The following is a 19,565-nucleotide window of genomic DNA, read 5'->3' on the forward strand; positions in this document are numbered from 1 at the left end:
CAACCGATAGTAAAAAGTGGCTAGCAGCTGGTGAACCATAATTGGTTACTGGCTGCTAGCCACTTTTACTAAAACTGAAACAGGACCCTGGCACGGGCACCAAGGGTTGTGTTTTCCTGCCAGCTTGGATTTGGCCGCTGATTTGGGCCGGTGGTCTGCAGCGGAATGTTTAGTACCGGGCTGGCCTGCAACACCAGATGCCCGCTCTCCCATTCGATACCAGTGCCTAAAACCAAATTGTTCATGACACTCACCGCCGGGCTGTTGCGGACATCGATTTCGTCGTAGCCGCGGTACTTCTGCGGAATAATCGGCGGCAGAATTTTAGGGCAGAAATACGTTACATTTTCAGAACTGCTCAGATTCAGATACGTACTGGCAGTGGGTAGCAGTGATAACGACGACGTCAGCGGAATGCGGTATCCTACGCTGAGGGGCAACTGTAAGCGCACCTGCCGCGTATCGATGTTGACTATGTCGCGCCACTTGTCTATGGGGCGGGCAAAATCCCGGCGAAAATCCTGCTGCGTACGATCGTTGAAATCGTCATCCGTCGAGAACCTGTTTGTGTAGGTAGCCTTGCTCAAACCAACCCCGACCACCCAGTTTTTACCCAGCAACAGTTCCGTAAAGATGCCGGTACTCCATAGGTGTGACGCTATTTCGCCACCAATACCCGCACGAATGCGCGGGGCCAGATGCGCAACCCGTTTGCTTTCGGGAGCGGCCGTCTGAGCGGGTTGCGCTACAACCACAACGGCTGGCCGCGCCGGCCGCATGCGTCTAGCCTGCTGAGCCAGGGCGGCATTCCAGTTTTTGGTGCTGACGTTGAGTGGCAAACTTGTCGCCAGCTCTAAATTAGCCGATACTTCGCTTGGCGTTGCCGAAAGTGCTGACTGATCGGGCGTTGTGCCAGTAACCGCGTTCGTTTCCTCAGCAGTGGTCTTCCGGGCATCATGAGCTGCCACAGCATTGCCCGTTTCGATCGGGCCGGAAGGAGCCGAATAACCCCGTTTCGTGTTCCGACCACGGCTGGTCTGCCGCTGACTCAGAATTCCTTTGTTCTGGCTAGAAACCGTACTGGATTTGCCAGCCATCCCCGATTCACTGTCAACGGGAGATTTATGGATGCCTTCCGGCTCAGTTGGACGCGTATTGGCTTTGTCGATTACGCCTGACGCATGGGTATTTTCAGTAGTTTGGGCAACAGAAGGAGTAGAGGATACGTCATACGTCTCTGCTTGTGGGTTAGTTGTCTGAACGGATGGTTGGCGCGTCGTTGCCGGGGCCGAATGCGTATTGTCAGTTACGTAGGGTTGGGTTCTCGGTTCCTCTGACCGCTGACTAAGGCGCTCTGCGGATTGCCTGTCGGGTTTAGCTGGCGACGGAGTGGGTAGATACCGGGTGATGAAAACCGTATCCGGACGAACAGCCTGCCCGTCGTTCCGGTTCGGTGGCGAAGGGGCACCCTGTGAGTGAGTGGCCGGCACTGGCTGGCCCGAATGAGCCAGGTCCGATCGCGGTTGTTGCTGTGACTGCGGATTAGGTGCCGTTGGGGCTGGAGCGGTTACCGATTGCCGATGGAGTTGCCCTATGGTCTGGCGTAGGGTGTTGATTTCTCGCCGTTGCCAGACACTGTAGGCAATCAGGACAACCGTACTGACTGTGGCGGCTGCCAGCAGCCAGGACTGCCCGGACCAGACACCGCCCGAAAAGGGATGGCTAGCCTGGGGGGGAGTCGGTTGAGACAGATTGGCGTTCTTAAGAGTCTCCTGCATCCGCGCCCAGTCTTTATCGGTAAATTCCGGCCGAATACTCTCCAGCTTTCGTCGGATAATATCGGAAAATCGATCAGTTTTCATGATAGGGAATTGTGGCCGTAGAGCCTGTCTTAGCGATGTATGCCTGTTTGATGAGTAGCTGTAGTTTCTGCCGGGCCCGGGCGTAGTTTGAGCGCACCGTGGCTTCGTTATGGCTTAGGATGCCCGCGATCTCATGGAGGCTGTAGCCATCCACTACGTGCATCATAAATACCGTCCGATACGTTGGGTTTAACTGTTGAACAAGAGCCAGAATTTCTTCGGCCGCGATCTGGTCGACTACATCTTCGCTAACGGCTACCTGCTCACCGGTTTCGAGCGAACTGTGCTGATCGATCCGGTGGTTTTTGCGGTAATGACTGATAGCGGTGTTGACCAGAATGGTGCGAAGCCAGGCTTTAAACGGTAAGGTTTCATCATAACTGTCCAGGTGCTGAAAAGCCTTTAAAAACCCTTCGTTCAGTACATCTTCTGCTTCTTCGGCACTGGATGTGTAACGCAGACAAATACTCTTGGCATACCCAAAAAACTGTTTGAACAGCGTTCGCTGCGCTCGCGGGTCGTTGGCGCGGCAGGCCCGAATGACACTCAGCAGGTCATTATCGGCGAACGAAGACGATTTTCGGAAAAACAAAGTTCGGTCTGGTTAACGTAAACACCTCTGATTCTAAACACACTACGCTCTCTCAACGTATAACGTTGCATTTGCCTTTCCGTTTATTATTTATTTTTTTATCGACTGCCACATTTGCCCGTAGGCCGACGTAAAGGTAGAAAACGGGTTTACTCACCCCGGTTTGGGTTATCGATGAAGGTGTTAGTGATTGGCGACGAACATACCTATGGCTACGGATTACCAGTAGGAAAATTAAGCTATCTAGGGCATTTTATCCGTCTCATCAGTCGGGCTGGTCAGCATGTTTCCATGGAAGCCTATGCTCACCTGACCCTACCACAACTCGCATCGACACTGGCTCAGCTGCCGCTGAATCGGTACGACCTGATTATCCTGCAGTTCGATGATAAGCTGCTTCGCTCGGCGCGGGCTGCCGCGTCGGAGACGAACGCGGTTATGCCTATATTACCCTATCCACTCGGGTCGACCGCGCTATCTGGCCAGCCAACGTTGGGGCATCGGCTGAAAACCTTCGGAAACGCGCTTCTATCAACGATTTGGCCGCTGTATGGCGTCAGAACTGTAGCAGATTTGCTGCGGCAGCTGCGGCCCTACCGGCATAATGTACTCTTGCTGACGCCGTTGCCGAAGCAGGATTGGCTTAGCCGATGGGTAGGCAAACGTAGCCGGGCTATTTTGCTGAGCGAAGCTGATGAACAACTCTTCAGTGTGTTCGATACCGATTCGGTCATTCAACCCAAGGAAGAATATTTTCTGCCTAATAACCCCGAACAACTTAGTGCCGTGAGCCATGAGTTACTCGGACGTGAACTGTTCGACTTTTATCAGTCGGCTCCAACCATCGTGACGATTCAGTCCATCCGGCGGGATGTTCAGTGAAGTAATACGGGTATAAGCAAAACAGGCGGGTTGTGTGCCCGCCTGTTTTGCTTATACCCGTATTAGGACTTAAATACCGCCTTTTTTCGTAGCGCATCATAGCGCAGCAACGCTTCCAGATAATAATAATCAGCGTAGATCAGGGGCGTATCTACCTCACTTTTACCGGGTTTATGGCCCACGCTGTGCTTGAGAATGAAGTTGTTGTTTTCGCCCAGATCCGCTTTGTAAGCCGGGCTGGACAGGCTCTCCAGCATCTTCACCGCCGATTGGTAATAGGTTTTGGCTGAGGGCCCGCCGTAGGTACAGAGCTCGAGCAAGGCCGAAGCTGTAATCGCGCCTGCCGAAGCATCGCGCTCTTCGTTCGGAATGTTTGGCGCGTTGAAATCCCAGTACGGAATTTTGTCGGCAGGCAGGTTGGGGTGATTCAGGTAAAAATCGGCGATGTGCCGGGCCTGCGCCAAATACTTCGGATCTTTCGTTTCGCGGAACATAACCGTATACCCGTATAATCCCCAGGCTTGTCCGCGCGCCCAGGCCGAATTGTCGGCGGCTCCCTGCGCTGTTTTCTTCGCGGCCACCGTCCCATCGGGATTGTAGCAAACAACGTGGTAGCTGCTGTAGTCAGGCCGGTAATGGTTTTTCATAGTGTTGTCGGCATGAGTCACACAAATGTTGTATAAATCCTTATTCCCCGACGTTTTTGCCGCCCAGAACAGAAATTCCAGGTTCATCATGTTATCGATGATAACGGGGTATGTGTAGTTCTGAAATTTATTCCAGGATTTGATAACCCCTACCTTGGGGTCGAAGCGCGTGGCCAGCGACTTGGCGCCGGTGAGCATGATCGGCGGATACGCAGTGTTTTTGGTTAGCCGGTATCCATTCCCAAAAGGACAGTAAAGCATAAATCCCAGATCGTGCGTGCCGGTATTGTACTGTTCTTTGGCTACCGCCATGGTCCACTTCTGAGCAGCTTCTTTCCAGACGGGCGCTTTGGTACGCTCGTATAGATACCAGAGCGACCCACCGAAGAAACCACTGCACCACCAGTCGGCGGGCATATTTTTGAGGCTACCGTCCGGATTGGTCGACTGCGGAAATTTGGTCGTATCAGGGTGGGTTTGTAACATGCGCTCGTACTGTTGAGCCGCAAAGGCAAATTCTTTATCGACGTCGATAGGTCTTTGTGCGATCGATAACTGACTGACAAACAGGAGGATTAGTGGAAGGAGATGTTTCATCGATTGAAAGATAGGAGGGGGCAGTCGTTTTGTTTCGTTTGACCTGCTGCAATGCTAAGTAAAAACCTGCGAATTTTTAACCGTATACCCTGCTACTGGCTGGTTTCCGATCTGGTTCGGGCGGTCATAAAACGCCGAAGCGGTGAACCTGCTCTGGGCAAATTCACCGCTTCGGCGTTTTATGGGTAAGGTACTTAGAGATGCACTTCCATTTCCTGTGGCCGGGCCGGATCGGTGGCTGGTTTTATTTCGGGCTGATGAGGCTGTTCGACATCCTTCCGGCGCGTCATGTAGGTGTAAATGACTGGCACGACGTAGAGCGTCAGGATCAGCGAGAACAGTAGCCCGCCCACAATGACGATACCCAGCGGTACCCGGCTTTTGGAGGCCGAACCGAGGGCCATTGCAAGCGGTAAAGCACCGAAAGCCGCTACGAGGGTCGTCATCAGGATAGGGCGAAGCCGCAGGGCCGCCGATTCGACAGCTGCTTCGAATTTGCTTTTGCCCGTCAGCCGCTGTTCGTTGGCGAACTCCACGATCAGGATACCGTTTTTCGTGACCAGACCCACAAGCATGATAATACCGATCTGGCTGAAAATATTCAGGGTCTGATTGAACATCCAGAGTGAGAACACCGCACCGGCCAGGGCTAGCGGAACGGTCATCATGATGATGAACGGATCGATAAACGAGTCGAACTGAGCCGCCAGGACCAGATAGATTAGAATCAGCGCCAAACCGAAGGCAAACAGCGTGTTCGAGGAGCTTTCGGCGTAGTCGCGGGAAGGGCCCGAGAGGGCCGTCTGGAACGTTTCGTCGAGGGTTCGGGCGGCAATGGCCTGCATGGCCGCTACGCCGTCGCCGATGGTTTTACCCGGTGCCAGGCCCGCCGATACCGTTGCCGATTTGAATCGGTTGTAGTGATACACCTGCGGGGGGCTACTCACTTCCTGAAACTTAACCAGGTTGTCGAGCTGGATGAGTTGCCCGGTGTTTGAACGGACATAGAACGACGCCAGATCGACAGGCTCATCGCGGTCGCCCCGGTCGACCTGACCGATGACCTGATACTGTTTGCCGTTCATCAGAAAGTAAGCCAGCCGACGGTTACTGAGGGCCAGCTGAAGGGTCTGGGCCACATCCTGCACCGATACACCCAGGTTAGTGGCTTTTTCACGCTCGATGGTAATGTTCAGTTCCGGCTTATTGAATTTCAAATCGACGTCGGAGTTCTGGAAAGTCGGGTCTTTCTGAACTTCGTCCAGAAAAGCGGGGAGTTTCTCCCGTAGCTTCTCGAAATTCAGGTTCTGAATCACGAACTGGACCGGTAACCCTCCGCCCTGCCGACCAACCTGAATCGTTTGGTCCTGGGTGGCAAACATGCGGGCTTCGCTAAACTTTTTCAGGTTTTTGGTCAGGTAATCGACAATGTCCTGCTGCGACCGCTTCCGGTCGGCCGGGTCGGTCATGTTGACCATCACGAACGAAGAGTTCACCGCGCCCGACCCCGAATTACCCGGAGCTACGACGCTGAAAGCAAGTTTATTTTCCGGAATCGAATCCAGTACAAAATCGAGTACCCGGTCTGTCAGGACCGATTGGGCTTCGAAGCTCGTTCCTTCGGGCGACGTGATACTGATTCGGGTGCGTCCGCGGTCTTCCAGCGGAGCCAGTTCCGATTTCAGTTGTGAACCCAGCCCGAAGATAGCCGCCAGAGAGACGGCTATCATAACGAACGCCCAGCGCTTCTTTTTCATGAAACTGTTGAGCGAACTGCGATACGAATTATCCAGCCATTCGAAAAAGGGTTCGGTTTTTCGGTAAAACCAGGAGCGCCCGTGGTTTTTGCTGGTTAGCTTAACGCTCAGTACCGGTGTCAGGGTCAGCGACACGAAGGCCGATATCAACACGGCACCGGCTACCACAATACCGAATTCGCGGAACAGACGTCCCACAAACCCCTGCAGGAAGATGATGGGTAAGAATACGATAGCCAGGGTGATGGAGGTAGATATGACGGCGAAGAAAATCTCATTGGATCCTTCCTTGGCCGCCTGTTCGGTATCCATACCCTCTTCTACCTTCTTGAAGATGTTTTCCGTAACTACGATCCCGTCATCCACCACCAGACCCGTCGCCAGCACGATTCCGAGCAGGGTTAACACGTTGATACTGAAGTCGGCCACGTACATGATGAAGAAAGCCCCGATCAGCGAGACCGGAATATCGATCAGTGGCCGGAAGGCAATGAGCCAGTCGCGGAAGAACAGGTAGATGACCAGTACAACCAGCACAAAGGAGATGAGCAGGGTTTCGCCTACTTCCTCGATGGCCCGCCGGATGAACACGCTACGGTCTGTACCGACGTAGGCAATGATGTCTTCGGGTAAGTCTTTCTTGAGCTGATCGAAGCGTTTGTAGAACTCATCGGCAATGGTGACGTAGTTGGCTCCCGGCTGCGGAATCAGCGCCAGGATTACCCCAACCGTACCGTTCTGCTTAGAGGTCGTTTCTTCATTTTCGGCACCCAGAATAGCAGAACCCACATCCTTGAAGCGGACAATCTGATTACTGGTTTGCCGGAGAATGAGGTTGTTGAAATCATCTTCGGTGGTCAGTCGGCCTACCGCCTTTACGGTCAGTTCGGTGTTGTTACCGTACACTTTACCGCCGGGTAGCTCAACGTTTTGCGCAGTCAGAGCTGTCTGAATATCCTGGGCTGTCAGCCGGTACGCCGACATTTTGATCGGGTCGATCCACAGACGCATGGCCTGGCGCTTAAGCCCGTAAACGTTGGCCTGGCTGACGCCCGGAATGGTTTGCAGACGTTCCTGAAGTACGTTCTCGACGTAATCCGACAACTGGGTGGCGCTGCGGGTGGTACTCTGAACGTTCATAAAGATGATCGGATCGGAGTTGGCGTCGGCTTTGGTGACCACCGGTGGCGCATCGATATCCTGAGGCAGTTGGCGTTGCGCCTGCGACACTTTGTCGCGCACGTCGTTGGCCGCCTGTTCGAGGTTGGCGTCCAGATTGAATTCGACCGTGATGTTGCTGGACCCCAACGAACTGTTCGAGGAGATGGTCCGAATGCCTTCGATGCTGTTCAGCGATTTTTCGATCGGTTCGGTAATCTGCGACTCGATGATTTCGGGGTTTGCCCCCGTATAACTGGTTCGGACCGAAATAACCGGCGGATCGATAGCCGGGTACTCGCGCACGCCCAGGAACGTGAAGCCAATGACGCCGAATAAAACGATGACGATCGACATCACCATCGCAAATACGGGCCGGGTTAGGCTTAATTCGGGTAGACTCATGTTGAGTGTGAAGTTTATAGTTGCCGGTTTAGGTCTCTCGCGTGAACTCGGCCCGGAAATCCATTTAATTACTCGCTACTTTCGGCCCGTTGGGAACCTGTATAACTTTGCTGACTTTAACCGGCGCATCGGGCTTTAAAAACAGCAGACCCGTTGTGGCAACGGTATCGCCTTTTTCAAGGCCCGACAGAATCTGGATCACCCCAGCCGTACGGAGGCCAGTCTTTACATCTTTGAACTTCGCTTTGCCATTTTTGACCACCACAACCTGGTTGGTGCGGGTCTGCGGAATGACGGCCTGGGTAGGAACCACCAGACTCTGCTGGTTCTGAACGGCCAGGGTTACACGGGCAAACGTTCCAGGCCGAAGCTGGGCCGACTGGTTGTTGACCCGAGCCCGGATACGCAGGTTACGGGTTTGCTCATCTACCCCCGGCTCGATAGCATAGACCACCCCCTGCCCCAGTTTTGTGGTTCCATCTACTAAAAACGAAATTGTACTCCCGTTGTGCACAAAAGCACCATATTTTTCGGGAATGGAAAAGTCGAGCTTAAGCGATGCAACCTGTTGGAGCCGGGCGATGAGCGTACTGGGCGATACAACGGCGCCTGAACTGACACTCCGCAGACCGATTATTCCAGAAAACGGTGCCCGGATTTCGGTGCGCTGCAGATTTGCTTTGACCAGGTCGATGTCGGCCAGCGACGATTGTAGATTCGTCGTTGCGATGTCATACTCCTGCTGGCTGATGCCACCCCGTGCCAGCAGTTGTTTGTTTCGTTCTTCCGTCCGCCGGGCATTTTCGGCCTGCGCCTGAAGCTTCTGAAGCTGCGCCCGCAGATCGGCGTCGAAGAGTTTTACCAGCAATGCCCCTTTTTGTACGGGCTGACCTTCCTGAATATTCAGTTGCGTAATGCGGGCCGAGATTTCAGGATAAATATCGACCTGTTCGGCAGCCAGCAGCGAACCGCTGGAAATTACGTCTTCCTGAAGACGCTGCGATACCACGACGAAAGCATTGACATTGGTAGGACCGCCCCCTCCCGGACCGCCCTTCCCCCCTTTGCCGTCTTTACCTTCACCACCTTTTCCACCCCCGCCTGAACCGCCCGCCGAAGCACCGGGAGCTGGGTGTAACACCTTGTTGTACACAATTATCCCGCCGAGAACCAGAACGACGAGACCGATAGCAATCCATCTTTTCACAGAGTAGTTATTTGCAGAAAGAACCAGAGACGTTAACGGCCGATTAGCCGCTATTGTTACAAAATGCAAAGCTATTAATGTTGGCGACTTTATCAACAGCAGTTGCCTGACTGTGAATGCTTTTTGTCGCCCTGCGAAAAGGGCTCTTCCGCGCTATTTGCCCGTAAAAATCCTTATTCGTCCAGCCCAGTTTCACCCGATTTTCTTAATAACCCCTGGTCATAAACTGTGGTAATGAACAAACTATAACTCAACCCATAGAAACCTTTAGTTTTTTACGGGTTCAACCACTTACAGGAACTACTTAATTTGCTAATTAAGCGCTTTTAAAAAAGAATTAATTGCCGTCGGGTATGTATCAGGGGCAAAGCCTGCCAGGAGGTCTGTCGGGCGGATCGACCCTCGTTGAAGAGCCACTGCGGAAAGTATGTGATGAATGATGGTAAGAGTCGTTCGGACGGGAAATCCTATGGCGTGTATTCACTAAATACGGCCGGTATATCTGTTCCGACGAGCGTATGCGGCTACGGCCCGGCATGCCGGACATCCAGCCTCCTCTTCCGATGGGGCCTATTGATACGTGTTGTCCGATAAGGCCAGTACCATCAGCAATTCGCTGATCATCATGGCGGTGGCGCCCCAGACCCGGTATTGTTCGATCTGATAAAATGGGGCGTCGATAGTCGTTCCCCGAACGTTGATCTGCGTGTCGCCCACAATTGTTTCATCCAGCAGTCTGGTAAGATCCACCTCCACCACGGCTTCAACTTCCCGAGGGTCGGGGTAAAAATCGGGTCGGTAAGGCAGCATACCTACCACGGGCTGTACGTAAAAATTGCTGGGTGGAATAAATAACTCGGTCAGTAGTCCCAGCACTTTCACATCCGACACCCGAATGCCCACTTCTTCCTGGGCTTCCCGTAGGGCCGTGCGGGTCAGGTTTTCGTCGATGCGTTCCATCCGTCCGCCCGGAAATGCCATTTGTCCGGCATGAACCCCATCGTACTGCGGGCGCAGAATCAGGGGGAGAAAAATGGAATGCTGGTAGGGATAAAAGCAGATCAACACGGCGCTCCGGCGCGTTCGTTCGTTGGGTTTGATGCCAAGCCGATACCGGGCCGTCGAGGCCATTTTCTGATGCGCTACTTCACCCGGAAGCGGCTTCTGCAGCCGCAGGCGAAGGTTTTCGGTAAAGGTATAGAACGAGGTGTCGATCATGGTCAGGTCATTCATTGTCATTCGTAGTCAGCAGTAGTCATTTAGAGTCATAATACGAACGGTCAATGACCAGAAATGACTACTGCTGACTATGAATGACTATATAGCTTAACTAATTCTTCCGCACAACGTTCACCGTCCATGGCCGCGGAGACGATACCGCCCGCATAACCCGCTCCCTCGGCACAGGGAAACAGCCGCCGTACCTGAACGTGTTCGCAGGTGTCGCGATCCCGTGGGATGCGCACGGGCGACGACGTACGGCTTTCAACCCCGATCAACTGGCCTTCGTTGCTCAGGTAGCCGCGCATCTTTCGGCCGAAATCGCGCAGTCCCTGCCGAAGCGGTTGCGCAATGTGGTCGGGCAGTACGTCGTTCATATCGACCGAAGCCAGCCCTGGCTGGTAGGAGGTCGGCAGCAGGTCATTCGACACACGGCCGTCTACGAAATCGACGATGCGCTGAGCGGGGGCGGTCTGCGAGTCATCGGCCTCCCGGTGGTTTCCCATGCGGTACGCCCAGCGTTCGAGATCCTGTTGCAGGGCCAGACCGGCCAGCGGACCCGCATCGGCGTATGGCCGGAGATCCGCATCGTCGATGGCGACAACCAGGCCCGAGTTGGCATACAGCGAATCCCGACGCGAGGGCGACATACCGTTGACAACCAGTTCGCCGGGGGCCGTAGCGGCCGGAACGATAAATCCGCCCGGACACATACAAAACGAAAAAACGCCCCGATCTACCCCCTTAAAACGGGTTTGGGCAACCAAACTATATGAGGCAGCCGGCAGATAATCGCCCCGATTCGGGCGATGGTACTGAAACTGGTCGATGAGCTGTTGCTGATGCTCGATCCGGACGCCCATGGCAAAAGGCTTGGCTTCAATCCGGATGTTGCGGTTGTGTAATAAATAAAAAATATCCCGTGCCGAATGCCCTGTGGCCAGAATGACACCCCGGCCAGTCAAGGTTTCGCCCGTCGCTAACACAACGCCTTCGACGCCGTTCGGACTTGCGGTCGGGCCGCTCAAAATCAGGTCGGTAACTTTCGTGTCGAACCGGACTTCGCCCCCGGCGGCCAGGATGCTCGCACGTAGATCCGCCACTACATTCGGGAGTTTGTTGGTGCCGATATGCGGGTGGGCATCGACCAGAATCTGTTCCGTAGCGCCGTGGGCTACAAATATTTCCAGAATTCGCCGGACATTGCCTCGTTTGGTCGAACGGGTATACAGCTTCCCGTCTGAGTACGTACCAGCTCCGCCTTCACCAAAGCAATAGTTCGATTCGGGATTGACGACGTGATCTTTGTTGATGGCTGCCAGATCACGACGGCGCGTACGGACATCGCTGCCCCGCTCCAGCACAATTGGTTTGACTCCCAGTTCGATCAGGCGCAGGGCCGCAAATAAGCCTGCGGGACCAGCGCCTACTACGATGGCCTGGGGTGCTTTGCTGACATCGGCCAGAGGTTTCCGATACTGAATAAGGGGGGGCGGGGCCTCACCGACATATACGTCGGCTTCAACCTGAACCTGTACCTGCCGGTTGCGGGCGTCGATCGATTGGCGTCGTTTGCGCACCACGACTTCATCGGCGTCGGGTAAGCCAAAACGAGTTAGCACCAGACTGCGAAAAGCGGTGTCGTCAAAAGCCTGTTCGGGCGCAAGCGTCAGCGAAAGTTGGTGAATCATTGGTAAAAGACCTGTCGAAGCAGGGTTGCATTGAACCGGTTTTGAATAAGTAAACTTCAATGAAGCTCACCTAACCCACTAACAGGCAGGCACGGGTTTGGGTTCGCTGCCTGTGTGGCTAACTACAACCGGAGCGCTTCCATCTGCCGGACGGCATAATCAGTTGTCCTGGCCGTCAGAGCCATATACGTCAGGGATGGATTCTGCGTACTGGTCGAAGTCATGCAGGCCCCGTCGGTAATGAATCGGTTGGGGCGGGGTCAGGTGAGCTGCCCGGCCGATGATTACGTGTTGATCCCGATACTGCGCAGCGATCTGTTTTTTGAAGTGCGCTTCGACGCACGTCTCGTGCGGGAGAGAAACTCACTATCGGGTAGGGTCGCCAGCCCGTCTTTATCACCGGTTATGCCCACAAATTTTTCGACCTGACTATACCAGGGAGCTAGGTCCTTATACCGAATCGGCCAGTCGACCGCGAAACCGTCCCGGGCGGGTCCCTCGAAATCGGAATCGCTCCACCGTTGCGTTTGCCGCCCCCAGGTAAGCAAGCGGCCGCCCACTTGATACCCATGCATCCACCGGGCCGCCGGAGCGGTCGAACGGCTTATCCTGCATAAGGCTGTTCGCTGTCTTTGGCGAAAAAATGAAGCGTGTCTTCGTGAAAGGCGTAGTTCCGGCTGGCGATCGAATAGTCCTGACAAACCGAAAGCGGTACCTGACCCCCGTGTTCGAGTTCCCCAGTGTTCAGCGTTGCCGTCGGGTAATCGGGAATATGATTCACTGAGCGGCCCCGTTCCAGCAACAGCGTCCGCAGCCCGTTCTGAGTGAGGCCTTTAGCCGCCCAGCCTTCGCTGATGCCGGAGCCAATCACAATGGCGTCGTAGGTGCGGTCTTTTCGGCTGTCGATTACGGGGTGGGCCACGGTTACTAAGGTCAGTTTAAGCGTAGAGTTCCGGGATTAACCAAGCCATCATGGCCTGAAAAAACCAACCCTACTTACTAATGAAGTCGTTTTGGTGAAATTACTTCCTAAAACGGAACAAGAGCAGCGAGCGGGCGTACCAGTATCAAAGACTGGTCAGAAAAGCCATCGTATCGACCCCGTCGGCATAGTCGGTCAGGCTGGGGCGCTGAGTCTGACCAAACGGAATGCTACCCGCCAGCCATCCCTGGGCAGAAGCCACCACCTGAATCCGATCGGCCCGTTCATTGAGCCAGGCCGTTGCCTCATCGAGTGTACGATAGGTGTGGTAATAAATAACCGAAATAGGAGAGACCAGGGCGTCATTTTCGGTTAGCAGCAGGTATCCGTTATCGAAGTGAGGAACGGCATTGATCAGGTAAATCGATTTGTTGTAATCGTAGTTATTCTGGTATTTATGGTTGTTCAGGTAGATTTTCGCCTGAGGTTCCAGCGTACGCAACAGCGGAATGAAGTCGTACGCTTCACCGTTAGCCCCCTCCGGAACCAGCAAGGTCGAAACATTGCGGCATCCCAGCCCGTAATAATCGGAAATGTCGTGTTCCAGCTTTCTGAATTCGTCGTCACTCTCTTCGCCCATCAGCAAGCCGACCGACGACCGGTTCTTCCGGATGATGTGCGGTTTTTTAGCGAAATAGTACTCAAAATAGCGGGCGGTATTATCACTCCCGGTAGCAATGTAAGCGTCGGCTTTGTTCAGCCGGTCGGCTTCTTCAATCAGGTTATCGAAAGTCGGATTAATATCCTTTAATTTTTGTATTAAATAGTGGATAAGTACAAAATCCTGGCTACTTAATTTTGCCAGCAGCCGATGTCCGCTGATGAGTACGCAGAGCAGATCGTGGAAACCAACGGCCGGGATGTTGCCCGCCATAACGACCCCGATCGTGCGGGGCTGAGTCGGCTCGGCTGGGTATTGGCTTGCCCAACTGGCCAGCTTTTCGGGGGTTAAAAACTCGTCGGCGATAGCCCGCAAGGCAGTCAATGAGTTATCGGGCGTAAACCAGTTATTTTTGTAATAAGCGCGCTGGGCGATTTCGGACAATTCCGCTTGCGCGTCGGTTGAGCGCAGAAAGTTGCCCAGGGCCGCGAACGTTTGCAGGCGTTCAGATTGGAACATGAATCGGATAAACAAATGGAATACCCCATCAACTAATGTAATCGAATTTTAGTTTGTTGCCAACCTTTAAATAGTTATATTTGTTGTCCAATTCATAAAGACATACTTTTAGCGTATATAAATCAGAACTGCTCATGGCAATCATGATTACCGATGAGTGCATCAACTGTGGTGCCTGCGAACCCGAATGCCCCAATACAGCCATCTACGAAGGCGGGGTTGAATGGACCTGGGGCGGGGGAACCGAACTGACCGAAGTCGATTTCGGCGACGGTACGGTTGTGAGTGGCAAAGCGCCCCAGACGCCCGTTTCGAATGAATTTTATTACATCGTATCCGATAAGTGTACCGAGTGCGTAGGCTTTCACGAAGAGCCCCAGTGTGCGGCCGTTTGTCCGGTCGACTGTTGCGTTCCTGACCCCGACCACGAGGAAGAGGAAGATACCTTATTAGCTAAGAAAGCCTGGCTCCACGCCGAAGCCTAAGCCAGTTACTCATTCTTTCCGAAGTTGCCAAAGCCCGATCAGCAGACTGATCGGGCTTTGTGTTTTTGGGCGAAACGGAGCGAATCCCTTTGATTCAAGGGTAAAAACAGTAACTTATCATAAAAAATAAAATTCTGTCAAACAGGAGTGAAGCCAAATTTATTATAAAATAATTTATTAATTGAATTTTGAGCATTTAAGGCTGAACTAATAGTAATATTTCAATAATTATAACTAAAAATAGGGAAAACACATAATTATTTAGGGTTGAGTCTTGCGCAGGATAATTTTTTGAACAAAATTTGTCACGAAGTACAACCACTGCTAAAGTTAGTTCCCGCCAAATTATTATTATGAAAAAAACATTTTTACTTCTTAGTTCTTTGTTTATTGGTGCTGCTGTTCAGGCACAGGATTCTACTGCCGTTACGCCCGGCAAATTCACGTTCTCGGGCTACATGGACACCTACTATTTTGGCAACTTTAATAATCCCAAAAGTCAGTCGAACCTGGGGTTAAACGGTTCCGGAGTGGGCAATGCCCGGGCGTTCGACCAGCGGGCCGGTCAGTTTGGAATCGGGTTGATTCAGGCCAAGGCTACCTACACTTCCGACAAGGTAGATGCCGTGATGGACCTGACCTTCGGTCCATTTGCTGATCTGGGAAACTACGGGAATAACATTGGTCCCCTTGGTACAGCCGGCTCGACGTCGTTAGCCATCAAACAGGCGTACATCGTCTTTAAAGCGACGCCTAAATTATCCTTTACGGCCGGTCAGTTCGGTACGCACATCGGCTACGAAGTCATCGATGCACCGGTCAATTACAACTACTCGCTCTCGAACCTCTTCAACAACGGTCCCTTCTATCACATCGGCCTGAAAGCACAGTACGCGTTCAGCGACCGGGCTTCGTTGATGGTGGGGCTGGTCAATAACGTCGACAATCTGTTCGACAACAACAAGAAGAAAGGCATTATCGGGCAGTTCTTTTTCTCGCCGGTAGCGGGCTGGAATGTATACCTGAACGGGATTACCTCGAACGAAGCCATGGAAGACGCAACCGATGCCGGCAGCTCGAACTACCAGCTCTACGACCTGACGACGACCTACCAGATCACGTCGAAATTCATGCTGGGGCTAAACGCAGCTACGGGTTCGCAGAAGGGCAGCTACCAGGGCGTTAGCGGACCCGCTACGGCGAAAAGCTGGGGTGGTGTTGCCGGTTACGCCAACTTCGCTTTCACCGACAAATTCGGGCTCGGAATCCGCTACGAAACCTTCGACAATAAAAACAACGTGCGGGCGCTGACCGACGCTGCCGGTAACGGAGCCAGTGTCAACTCCATCACGATCACAGGCAACATCACCGCCGGCGACGGACACGTGCTGCTGAAGCCTGAATTTCGGGTCGATAGCTACTCGGCCAACAAGTTCGAGAAAAATGATGGTTCTCTGACCAAGTCGCAGGCTACGCTTGGCATGGCCGCCATCTTCAAGTTTTAATTCAGAATATTCACCGCTTGCTTAACCCAAATTTCTTAACATCAGTACAACAAAAAACCTCTCGAATATCATGCAAAAGCCCAGTTACATCCCCCTTATCATGTTACTTATTGTTGCCGTACTTGGCGTTCTGCCTGGCTTCAATGGAGTACCGACCCAAATCGTGACCGAAGGCATCAATTCGGGCGATACCGCCTGGATGCTGATGGCGACCGCGCTTGTTCTGTTGATGACTCCTGGCCTGGCTTATTTCTACGGCGGCATGGTGAACAACAAAAACGTTATCTCGACCATGCTGCAAAGCTTCGTAGCTATGGGCGTAATCAGTGTACTGTGGGTTGTTGTTGGGTTTAGCCTTGCTTTCGGTTCTTCGATCGGGGGATTCGTAGGCAATCCGATGGACCACTTCATGTTCAAAGGAGTGCTGGACGGTAAGCCCTGGTCGCTGGCGGCTTCCATTCCGCTGGTTGTCTTCGCATTTTTCCAGCTGAAGTTCGCGGTTATTACGCCAGCACTGGTTACGGGGTCGATGGCCGAACGTATCAACTTCCGTTCGTACGTGCTGTTCATGATCCTGTTCAGCCTGTTCGTATACGCTCCACTGGCGCACATGACCTGGCATCCGGAAGGTATTCTGTTTAAACTGGGCGTTCTCGACTTTGCGGGTGGCACGGTTGTACACATGTCGGCGGGCTGGGCTGCTCTGGCCGGCGCGTTGTATCTGAAGCGCCGGAAGTCGCACCTCGAAGCCAGCTACTTCCCACCCGCCAACATTCCATTTGTACTGTTGGGTACGGGTCTGCTGTGGTTCGGCTGGTTTGGTTTCAACGCTGGTTCGGCAGTAGGCGCTTCGCCCCTGGCTGCTTCGGCCTTTGCTACCACCAATACGGCAGCGGCAGCAGCTGGTCTGGCCTGGGTATTGTTCGATGCAGCCAAAGGTAAAAAAGTGTCGGCGCTTGGTTTCTGTATCGGTGCAGTCGTCGGGTTGGTTGCCATCACGCCAGCCGCTGGGTTCGTTACGATCCCGACGTCGATTTTCATCGGTACGGTTGGTGCCATGATTTCGAATTACATCGCTCACCTCCGCTCGAAGTCGACGCTGGACGATACGCTGGACGTATTCCCCTGCCACGGTGTAGGTGGTATGGTCGGTATGGTCATGACGGGAATCTTCGCTAGCAAAGGGGTTAACTCGGCGGTTGTCGACGAAGGGCTGGCGTTCGGTCAGACGACCCTGTTCGTCAACCACATGATTGCGCTGGTCGCCGTATCGGTCTTTGCCTTCGTCATGTCGTACGTTCTTTTGAAAGTGACCGACCTGATTCTGCCGCTCCGCGTAACGGAAGAAGACGAGAAACAAGGTCTGGATATCAGCCAGCACGACGAGTTCCTCATCGAAGCTTAATTTTAACTGTACAATGAATAATGTAGCGTGTTGAGAGCGTACTATCTTCAGCCGTCATCCATTATTCATTGTACATTATCCATTATTTATCAACCATCAACAGAGCCACAGACACCTGTCTGGCCCTACGTCTGGCAGCTTTATCTGTGGTTTTGTTGTACTTATGGAGCCGTTCCCACTTGGGAGCGGTTTCCTATTTTTGGGCTGATTGCAGGACATCGTGCCCAGGACTGTACCAAATTCTTTTAAGCCGGCCAGGCAACCCGATGCTGGCCAGTTTACGTAAGCAGAACGGCCAGCAAAGCGACAATGGCGGGGAGCGCCTGCACGTAAAAAATTGATTTCTGGGCCGTCAGGGCACCGAATACACCGGCAACAATAACACAGCCGAGAAAGAAACAGGCTACATTAGTGTGCCAGACCGGGTCCTGAATCAGCAGCGACCAGAGCAGACCGGCAGCCAGAAAGCCGTTGTACAATCCCTGGTTGGCAGCCAGCGATTTGGTGGGCTCGAACAGGTCGGGCGGAAGGGATTTGAAGGTTTTTCGCCCCCGGGTTGTCCAGACAAACATTTCCAGCCACAGAATGTAGAGGTGTTCGAGGGCAACGAGGCCAATCAGACCAGTAGTGATAAGGTTCATAGGTTACCGGCTAGTAAATGGTTTGAGCATACACGACGTAATTCCTGTAAACTTACAACGGATCGGCTTTTATTTTCGATGGGATCGGCCGGATGAACAGGAGTGGACCGCCTGAAAAAACCGGCTCATCCGGTCAATCCTGGCAAAAAACCAATCATAGTGAACTCCGCAAGCCAGCTATATTCCGACAACCTACGTGCAGTATAAAAAAAGAATGAGCTACTACGTCAACGATAAATGGCTGCGCATCATCGGAATAGTAGTGCTAGTAGTGCTTTCAGTGGCGGTCGATAGCTTTTATCGTCAGCCGCTGACAGGAATGGTTTTTATAAAATTCCTGCTGGGCGTAGGATCAATCGTCGCCACCTGGCACCTGAACCGGGCAATCATTTTACGGTACAAAGCCTTCTGGCCAGCAAAACGCCAGACAATTAAGCGGTTAGGGCTGACCTTTCTGAGTTGTGTCGTTGCGACCGTGCTGCTCTCCTGGTTGCTGGATGCCATAGAATTTGCGGCTATGCATGGATCACTGACGGATTATATCAGCAATGACAAAGCCTTGAGCATTACCCTCAATAACTGGACGATAAAGCTGTTTTTCTATGGCTTCGATGTGCTGTATGCGATTCAGTATACTCTGTTCATCATGTCTGTCTATGGCCTGCTGTTCTTTGCGCAGGACTCCTCCGCTTACCGAAACCGCCTGAAACAGGCCGAACAGGAGCGGGAAGAACTCCGGGCAGCTCACCTCCAGAGTCAGCTCGATGCGCTCAAGCAGCACGTCAATCCACACTTTCTGTTTAATTCCCTCAACTCCCTATCCTCGCTGATCAGCGAAGATCCAAAGCAGGCCGAAACGTTCGTCGACAAGCTCAGCGAGGTGTATCGTTACCTGCTACGGGCCAACCAGGATCATCTGACTACGCTGGAGGCTGAGCTACAGTTTATGAACGCCTACTACCATCTGTTACAAACCCGGTATGGACCGGCTCTGCATTTGGACGTCGCGATTGATGACGCGTATTTATCGTACCAGTTGCCACCTTTGACGCTTCAGCTTCTGGTAGAAAATGCGGTCAAGCACAACGTAGCTTCGGTAAAACGCCCGCTTTCGATTCAGATTACCATCGACACGCAGGGGCGGCTGCTGGTCAGTAATACATTGCAGCGTAAAACCAGTCGGGTCCTATCGAACGGAGTTGGGTTGGCCAACATTGTGGCAAAGTATCAGATGCTGCGCCTGCCCCATCCGATCGTAGTGGAAACGGAGACTCAGTTTACCGTTATTCTGCCGCTGCATGCCTGAAACCGGTTGAGCTTAAGCCAGGCTTATCCGCGACCGGTTTATCACTATAAATCGTTGGTGTACGTTTTTCGACTTTTTTCAACTTAAGATTCCCGACAGGCC

The 19,565-nt window shown here is 53.0% G+C and carries 14 protein-coding genes and 1 pseudogene; 5 read left to right on the plus strand and 10 right to left on the minus strand.

The window, feature by feature from the left end; translation table 11 throughout:
• Positions 1-68 precede the first annotated feature (68 nt).
• Complete coding sequence (locus ACYVC2_RS21830; RefSeq protein WP_461105703.1) at positions 69-1,862, minus strand: hypothetical protein; 1,794 nt, start codon at positions 1,860-1,862, stop codon at positions 69-71.
• Positions 1,852-2,454, minus strand: a complete 603-nt coding sequence (locus tag ACYVC2_RS21835; protein ID WP_461105705.1) for an RNA polymerase sigma factor — start codon at positions 2,452-2,454, stop codon at positions 1,852-1,854. The genes ACYVC2_RS21830 and ACYVC2_RS21835 overlap by 11 nt, the downstream gene beginning before the upstream one ends.
• 174 nt (positions 2,455-2,628) lie before the next feature.
• On the opposite strand from ACYVC2_RS21835, the gene ACYVC2_RS21840 reads away from it, so the two are divergent.
• Positions 2,629-3,336: an SGNH/GDSL hydrolase family protein gene (locus ACYVC2_RS21840; protein WP_461105707.1), complete on the plus strand. Its 708-nt coding sequence runs from the start codon at positions 2,629-2,631 to the stop codon at positions 3,334-3,336.
• Positions 3,337-3,398: 62 nt separating this feature from the next.
• Here the strand turns inward: ACYVC2_RS21840 and ACYVC2_RS21845 are convergent, their stop codons facing one another.
• From ACYVC2_RS21845 to ACYVC2_RS21875, 7 genes and pseudogenes are all read right to left on the minus strand, one after another.
• Positions 3,399-4,580 (minus strand): glycoside hydrolase family 88 protein, encoded by a 1,182-nt coding sequence (locus ACYVC2_RS21845; protein ID WP_461105709.1) that lies wholly within the window; start codon positions 4,578-4,580, stop codon positions 3,399-3,401.
• Positions 4,581-4,774: 194 nt separating this feature from the next.
• Positions 4,775-7,900 carry an efflux RND transporter permease subunit gene (locus ACYVC2_RS21850; protein WP_461105711.1) on the minus strand — a complete coding sequence of 1,042 codons (3,126 nt, stop codon included), beginning with the start codon at positions 7,898-7,900 and terminating at the stop codon, positions 4,775-4,777.
• Between the two features lie 64 nt (positions 7,901-7,964).
• On the minus strand, positions 7,965-9,107 hold the full coding sequence (locus ACYVC2_RS21855) for an efflux RND transporter periplasmic adaptor subunit (RefSeq protein ID WP_461105712.1): 1,143 nt from the start codon (positions 9,105-9,107) through the stop codon (positions 7,965-7,967).
• 570 nt (positions 9,108-9,677) lie between these two features.
• On the minus strand, positions 9,678-10,325 hold the full coding sequence (locus ACYVC2_RS21860) for an NUDIX hydrolase (RefSeq protein WP_461107210.1): 648 nt from the start codon (positions 10,323-10,325) through the stop codon (positions 9,678-9,680).
• 89 nt (positions 10,326-10,414) lie between these two features.
• On the minus strand, positions 10,415-12,019 hold the full coding sequence (locus tag ACYVC2_RS21865; RefSeq protein ID WP_461105714.1) for an NAD(P)/FAD-dependent oxidoreductase: 1,605 nt from the start codon (positions 12,017-12,019) through the stop codon (positions 10,415-10,417).
• A 228-nt stretch (positions 12,020-12,247) separates the two neighbouring features.
• Positions 12,248-12,941: pseudogene (locus tag ACYVC2_RS21870) on the minus strand (GMC family oxidoreductase); the annotation flags it as partial.
• 145 nt (positions 12,942-13,086) lie between these two features.
• A complete protein-coding gene (locus ACYVC2_RS21875) occupies positions 13,087-14,121 on the minus strand; it encodes an acyl-CoA reductase (RefSeq protein ID WP_461105716.1) in 1,035 nt (344 codons plus the stop codon).
• A 134-nt stretch (positions 14,122-14,255) separates the two neighbouring features.
• Here ACYVC2_RS21875 and ACYVC2_RS21880 point away from each other — a divergent pair, with 134 nt between their 5' ends.
• From ACYVC2_RS21880 to ACYVC2_RS21890, 3 genes are all read left to right on the plus strand, one after another.
• Complete coding sequence (locus ACYVC2_RS21880) at positions 14,256-14,606, plus strand: 4Fe-4S dicluster domain-containing protein (protein WP_461105718.1); 351 nt, start codon at positions 14,256-14,258, stop codon at positions 14,604-14,606.
• Between the two features lie 353 nt (positions 14,607-14,959).
• Entirely contained in the window at positions 14,960-16,111 is a 1,152-nt protein-coding gene (locus ACYVC2_RS21885) for a porin (protein WP_461105720.1), read from the plus strand.
• Positions 16,112-16,181: 70 nt separating this feature from the next.
• Entirely contained in the window at positions 16,182-17,516 is a 1,335-nt protein-coding gene (locus ACYVC2_RS21890; RefSeq protein WP_461105722.1) for an ammonium transporter, read from the plus strand.
• 278 nt (positions 17,517-17,794) lie between these two features.
• Here the strand turns inward: ACYVC2_RS21890 and ACYVC2_RS21895 are convergent, their stop codons facing one another.
• Positions 17,795-18,157 carry a DUF1304 domain-containing protein gene (locus ACYVC2_RS21895; protein ID WP_461105724.1) on the minus strand — a complete coding sequence of 121 codons (363 nt, stop codon included), beginning with the start codon at positions 18,155-18,157 and terminating at the stop codon, positions 17,795-17,797.
• A gap of 214 nt (positions 18,158-18,371) precedes the next feature.
• On the opposite strand from ACYVC2_RS21895, the gene ACYVC2_RS21900 reads away from it, so the two are divergent.
• The gene (locus tag ACYVC2_RS21900; RefSeq protein ID WP_461105725.1) at positions 18,372-19,463 is read left to right on the plus strand and encodes a sensor histidine kinase; all 1,092 of its coding nucleotides are present in this window, start codon (positions 18,372-18,374) and stop codon (positions 19,461-19,463) included.
• The last annotated feature ends 102 nt before the right edge of the window (positions 19,464-19,565 follow it).

The sequence above is a fragment of the Spirosoma koreense genome (genome assembly GCF_054777875.1).

Bases quoted from the DNA above. Each gene is read 5' to 3' on its own strand.
- ACYVC2_RS21830 (WP_461105703.1), bottom strand. From the start codon at position 1,862: ATGAAAACTGATCGATTTTCCGATATTATCCGACGAAAGCTGGAGAGT.
- ACYVC2_RS21840 (WP_461105707.1), top strand. From the start codon at position 2,629: ATGAAGGTGTTAGTGATTGGCGACGAACATACCTATGGCTACGGATTA.
- ACYVC2_RS21845 (WP_461105709.1), bottom strand. From the start codon at position 4,580: ATGAAACATCTCCTTCCACTAATCCTCCTGTTTGTCAGTCAGTTATCG.
- ACYVC2_RS21850 (WP_461105711.1), bottom strand. From the start codon at position 7,900: ATGAGTCTACCCGAATTAAGCCTAACCCGGCCCGTATTTGCGATGGTG.
- ACYVC2_RS21860 (WP_461107210.1), bottom strand. From the start codon at position 10,325: ATGATCGACACCTCGTTCTATACCTTTACCGAAAACCTTCGCCTGCGG.
- ACYVC2_RS21865 (WP_461105714.1), bottom strand. From the start codon at position 12,019: ATGATTCACCAACTTTCGCTGACGCTTGCGCCCGAACAGGCTTTTGAC.
- ACYVC2_RS21875 (WP_461105716.1), bottom strand. From the start codon at position 14,121: ATGTTCCAATCTGAACGCCTGCAAACGTTCGCGGCCCTGGGCAACTTT.
- ACYVC2_RS21880 (WP_461105718.1), top strand. From the start codon at position 14,256: ATGGCAATCATGATTACCGATGAGTGCATCAACTGTGGTGCCTGCGAA.
- ACYVC2_RS21885 (WP_461105720.1), top strand. From the start codon at position 14,960: ATGAAAAAAACATTTTTACTTCTTAGTTCTTTGTTTATTGGTGCTGCT.
- ACYVC2_RS21890 (WP_461105722.1), top strand. From the start codon at position 16,182: ATGCAAAAGCCCAGTTACATCCCCCTTATCATGTTACTTATTGTTGCC.
- ACYVC2_RS21895 (WP_461105724.1), bottom strand. From the start codon at position 18,157: ATGAACCTTATCACTACTGGTCTGATTGGCCTCGTTGCCCTCGAACAC.
- ACYVC2_RS21900 (WP_461105725.1), top strand. From the start codon at position 18,372: ATGAGCTACTACGTCAACGATAAATGGCTGCGCATCATCGGAATAGTA.